Source organism: Anoxybacillus sp. ST4 (genome assembly GCF_019448545.1).
Lineage (GTDB): Bacteria > Bacillota > Bacilli > Bacillales > Anoxybacillaceae > Anoxybacillus > Anoxybacillus pushchinoensis.
The window spans coordinates 1-4,004 of sequence record NZ_JAHZOE010000051.1; the positions used below are offsets into that span (position 1 = coordinate 1).

General features: G+C 42.9%; 4 protein-coding genes and 3 pseudogenes. 2 read left to right on the plus strand and 5 right to left on the minus strand.

Annotated elements, in window-relative coordinates; all coding sequences use genetic code 11:
- From K1I44_RS14805 to mntA, 5 genes and pseudogenes are all read right to left on the minus strand, one after another.
- Nucleotides 1-141 carry a hypothetical protein gene (locus K1I44_RS14805; RefSeq protein ID WP_219986609.1) on the minus strand — a complete coding sequence of 47 codons (141 nt, stop codon included), beginning with the start codon at nt 139-141 and terminating at the stop codon, nt 1-3.
- Nucleotides 142-192: 51 nt separating this feature from the next.
- On the minus strand, nt 193-540 hold the full coding sequence (locus K1I44_RS14810; RefSeq protein WP_219986610.1) for a DUF779 domain-containing protein: 348 nt from the start codon (nt 538-540) through the stop codon (nt 193-195).
- 54 nt (nt 541-594) lie between these two features.
- Nucleotides 595-1,152: pseudogene (gene adh / locus K1I44_RS14815) on the minus strand (aldehyde dehydrogenase); the annotation flags it as partial.
- Nucleotides 1,153-1,304: 152 nt separating this feature from the next.
- The gene (gene hepT, locus K1I44_RS14820) at nt 1,305-1,706 is read right to left on the minus strand and encodes a type VII toxin-antitoxin system HepT family RNase toxin (protein ID WP_255573470.1); all 402 of its coding nucleotides are present in this window, start codon (nt 1,704-1,706) and stop codon (nt 1,305-1,307) included.
- Entirely contained in the window at nt 1,699-2,103 is a 405-nt protein-coding gene (mntA, locus tag K1I44_RS14825; RefSeq protein ID WP_219986611.1) for a type VII toxin-antitoxin system MntA family adenylyltransferase antitoxin, read from the minus strand. Before mntA ends, hepT begins: the two co-directional genes overlap by 8 nt.
- Nucleotides 2,104-2,154: 51 nt before the next feature.
- Here mntA and K1I44_RS14830 point away from each other — a divergent pair.
- Nucleotides 2,155-2,810 (plus strand): annotated as a pseudogene (locus tag K1I44_RS14830) (DsbA family oxidoreductase).
- A 64-nt stretch (nt 2,811-2,874) separates the two neighbouring features.
- Nucleotides 2,875-3,904, plus strand: a pseudogene (locus K1I44_RS14835) (IS630 family transposase).
- Nucleotides 3,905-4,004: the final 100 nt, after the last annotated feature.

A 4,004-nucleotide genomic window follows, 5' to 3' on the forward strand; every position in this document is an offset into this window, starting at 1 on the left:
TCAATTCTGACTTGGAGAAAGGACGGTACATACTTCTACCTCTCCTTCTTCATAGTTTTCCTTTAACATATTAACAAAAGAAAAACGATTTTGTCCTTGACAAAATCGTTTTTCAACAGTCTGTAATGAATATTCATTCATTATTTCCGCACTCCCGTAAAAAATGATGTCATACATACAAAATGAGCTGCCTTAAAGCAGCTCATCATGTGAATCAAACACTTTTGATCTTGTTAAAAAACGTACTCCTTCGCGCCCTTCAAGTGAAAACATGCCACCGCGGCCAGGTACAACATCAATAATTAGTTGTGTATGTTTCCAATATTCGTATTGAGCAGCGTGCATATAAAATGGGCATCCTCCGATTTCGCCAAGCCACACGTCGGACTGTCCGATCATAAACTCCCCTTGTGGATAACACATCGGTGAGCTTCCATCACAACAACCACCAGATTGATGAAACATAAGCGGACCGTATGTTTCTTTTAATTTTTCGATAAGTTGTAGCGCTGCTTCGGTCGCTACTACTTTCAGTTGCATGCGCAATCAGCCCCTTTCAAAAAAGGCAGCGCTTTTGAGACGCTGCCTGAACGATTAGAAAAATCCAAGTTTTTTCGGCGAATAGCTAACAAGTAAGTTTTTCGTTTGTTGGTAATGTTCGAGCATCATTTTGTGCGTTTCACGACCGATTCCTGACATTTTATATCCACCAAACGCTGCATGCGCAGGATATGCGTGATAACAATTCGTCCAAACGCGTCCAGCTTGAATGCCGCGACCAAATCGGTATGCGGTATTCATATCGCGCGTCCATATTCCGGCACCAAGTCCGTATAATGTGTCATTGGCAATCGATAACGCTTCATCTTGATCCTTAAATGTTGTGACAGACACAACGGGACCGAAAATTTCTTCTTGGAAAATACGCATCCGATTATGTCCCTTAAAGACGGTTGGCTTCACATAGTAACCGCCTTGTAAATCCCCTTCTAACATGTTGCGTTCGCCGCCGATGAGAAGTTCAGCTCCTTCTTGTTTACCGATGTCAATGTATGACAAAATTTTTTCTAGCTGTTCGGACGAGGCTTGAGCACCGATCATTGTGCTCGTATCGAGCGGGTTGCCTTGTTTAATTTGTTTGACTCGCTCTAATTCAAAGAGCCGAACAAGTGGTCTCTCTATTTTCAAAGTTTTATCGCTCCACATCAACAGCGTCTCCCTGCCTTTTTAGATGAGTGGAAGAAGCATTGGGATTAGGATTAGAAAGTAGTTGCTAAGGCGGTGTATATTCGCACCGCCTATTTTTATCCAACAATTGCTTTCGTAAACTCAGTAAAGTCTGTTAAATGGCTGTCGAGTATTTTTTGTAAAATGGTCAAATTCAGTTCTTGATAGTCATGCACGGCGATATTGCGAAATCCGACCATCGCTTTCATTTTTTGCGATAGGGATGGAGAGATGATGCCGTGTTGTTCTAAAAGAGTAAAAGCGTCTCGGCTTGTTTGTGGAAGTCCGAGCTTTTTTTGCGCGACGATGTGCATCGCTAAGTCAATGCTCGCTTCACACGCTCGTTGAAGATTGAGGACAATGGAATCTTGCTTTGTGTAGTTCTCCAAATGTTTTGGATTGTTTTCGTATTCTTCCTGAATACGCTTCAGACACCGTTCAATCACACTTACTTTATTTAAGATGACATCATTAATCATAAACCGACCCACTTTCAGCAATGTTTCGCAAAATTTCTGCTCGTTCTTCGTTTAGCTTCGCATACATTTTCAGAATTCGCCATTCGTACTCCGCTTTTTTTTGTTCGTCTGCACAATAGATGACTTTGCCGCTACTGACGATTTGTGCTTGAAAAACGGTGCTCGCTTGCTTTAAATCGATGAGGTCAACGTCTCGTTGTAATCGCTCTGCCGATTGTTGTGCAAGCATAAAGCGTTCATAATGATCCAACGATCGTTTATCGCTTAAGAAAGCAATATCTATATCGCTATCGGGACGAACGTGTCCTGTTGCTGCTGAGCCGAACAAATAAATAACATATGGGGAGACTGCATCTTTTAACATTTCGACTATGGTTTGTTCCATTTGTTCCGTCATGCCACCATTCCTCCTATTTCCAATTATATTATTTTCGTTTGTGTCTGTCACCTGTCGAATTTTGTTTGTCCATTTTGTTATATCGGAAAGCGGCGGTTAGAGCAGGCGCTTGTGTCTTTTCCGCATCGGGAGAATGTTGAGGTCGTCTTCCGTAGTTTTGAACTTGATCCAAATGCGAAAAAAGAAACGCCGCTCAGCATCCACGAAATGATTACCCAAAAATATGTATTTCCGTAGAAGAAGCGAAGTGGGCAAACGCCGACATCGGCAAGCAAGCCGAGGCGCTTGGTCTCACGTTCCGTTTTGAGACGATGAAACCGACCAATACGTTTGGTACCTACCGTCTCGCGCAATATGCGAAGGAAAAAGGGAAGCTTGATGAAGTAGTAGAGCGGCTGTTTTACGCCTATCTTGAGCTTGCCGAAGCAGCAGGGCTTAACCGCAAAGAGGCGGAAGCGGTGCTTGATAGCGAGTGTTATGCAGAACACGTGCGAAACGAGAAAGCGATAGCGGCTCAACTCGGCGTTCGCGGTGTACCGTTTTTCGTGCTCAATCAAAAATATGCGATTTCTGGGACCCGACTTGTCAACGTATTCCGCCAAGCATTAGAAAAAGTATGGGCAGAAGAACAGCAGTCCTCATCGCTACAATCGCTTGCGGAAGAAGGAAAAACGTGCATGCGCTATCGACTATATAAATTGAAATAAAGGTTTTCTCCCATTCCGCGGCGAATAAATTAAAAAAGAAATAGGGGAACGGGGAGAAAATACGATGCCGAATCTCAAAGACGAGCTCGAAAAATTGTCCACTGCCACGAAAGAAGCAAAAAATAAACGAGCATATGAACGCTACCAAGCGATTTATCTTCATCTGCAGGGATACGCAAAAGAAGAAATCGCAACGATTATTGGTCGATCCAAGAAAACTATTTATAACTATATCCATGCCTATGCCCAGCGCGGTCTTGATGGACTGGAGATGAAATACTCACCGGGAGCCCCACGTCGGTTGACCCCTGATCAGGAAAAAGAGCTGGCTTTGATCATTGAACATCAGCTCCCCGTAGAGGTGGGGTTCGAAGCATAATATAATTGGACGCTTGCGATCATCGCTGAACTCATTCAACGAAAGTGGGGACCGATATATACGCTTCGGGGAACAAGTGACATTCTGCATCGGTTAGGGCTAAGCTATACGAAACCGACCTATACACTAGCCAATGCCGATGAAGAGAAACAAAAAGAATTCATCGAAATCACCTTCCCTGAAGTAAAAAAAACTGTTAGATGGGAACATCGCCCATGTCCTCTTTCAAGATGAATCGATGATTCGTGATTACCAAGCGATTCAAAAAACGTGGTTTGTCAAAGGAAAACAACGAATCATTCCGACGTTTGGAAAACATCAAGGGCTGAAGCTGATTGGCACGTTGAACGATGAAACGGGGGAAGTGTTTTGCGTCGAAGAAGAACGCTATGACGCAGAGACATTTCTTCGGTTTCTTCAACTTGTGTTAGAACGCTATCCCACAGGCAAAATGGTGATAATTTTAGATAACGCTCGAATTCACCATGCCAAACTCATTCAACCATTTTTAAAAGAACACGAAGATCGGTTAGAGCTCGTCTTTTTGCCACCATACAGTCCACAATTGAACTTGATTGAAGGGCTATCAAAATGGCTGAAATCAGACGTCATCAATAACGTGTTCTATTCGACTGTGCAAGAAATTAGAAAGAATGTCCAGGCCTTTATTCAGAGAATCAACCAGAAACTATATACATGCACCTTAAAACCATGACTTCTGTATGAACACCTTTTTTCATGGCTATACTGCTCCTAAATATTTCTATACAAAAGGAGCGGAATTGGCATGAAACGTCTGAAAATCACAAATGATC

What these genes read in the sequence shown, in the direction of transcription:
- K1I44_RS14805 (WP_219986609.1), bottom strand. Translation starts at nt 141, where the DNA reads ATGAATGAATATTCATTACAGACTGTTGAAAAACGATTTTGTCAAGGA.
- K1I44_RS14810 (WP_219986610.1), bottom strand. Translation starts at nt 540, where the DNA reads ATGCAACTGAAAGTAGTAGCGACCGAAGCAGCGCTACAACTTATCGAA.
- hepT (WP_255573470.1), bottom strand. Translation starts at nt 1,706, where the DNA reads ATGATTAATGATGTCATCTTAAATAAAGTAAGTGTGATTGAACGGTGT.
- mntA (WP_219986611.1), bottom strand. Translation starts at nt 2,103, where the DNA reads ATGACGGAACAAATGGAACAAACCATAGTCGAAATGTTAAAAGATGCA.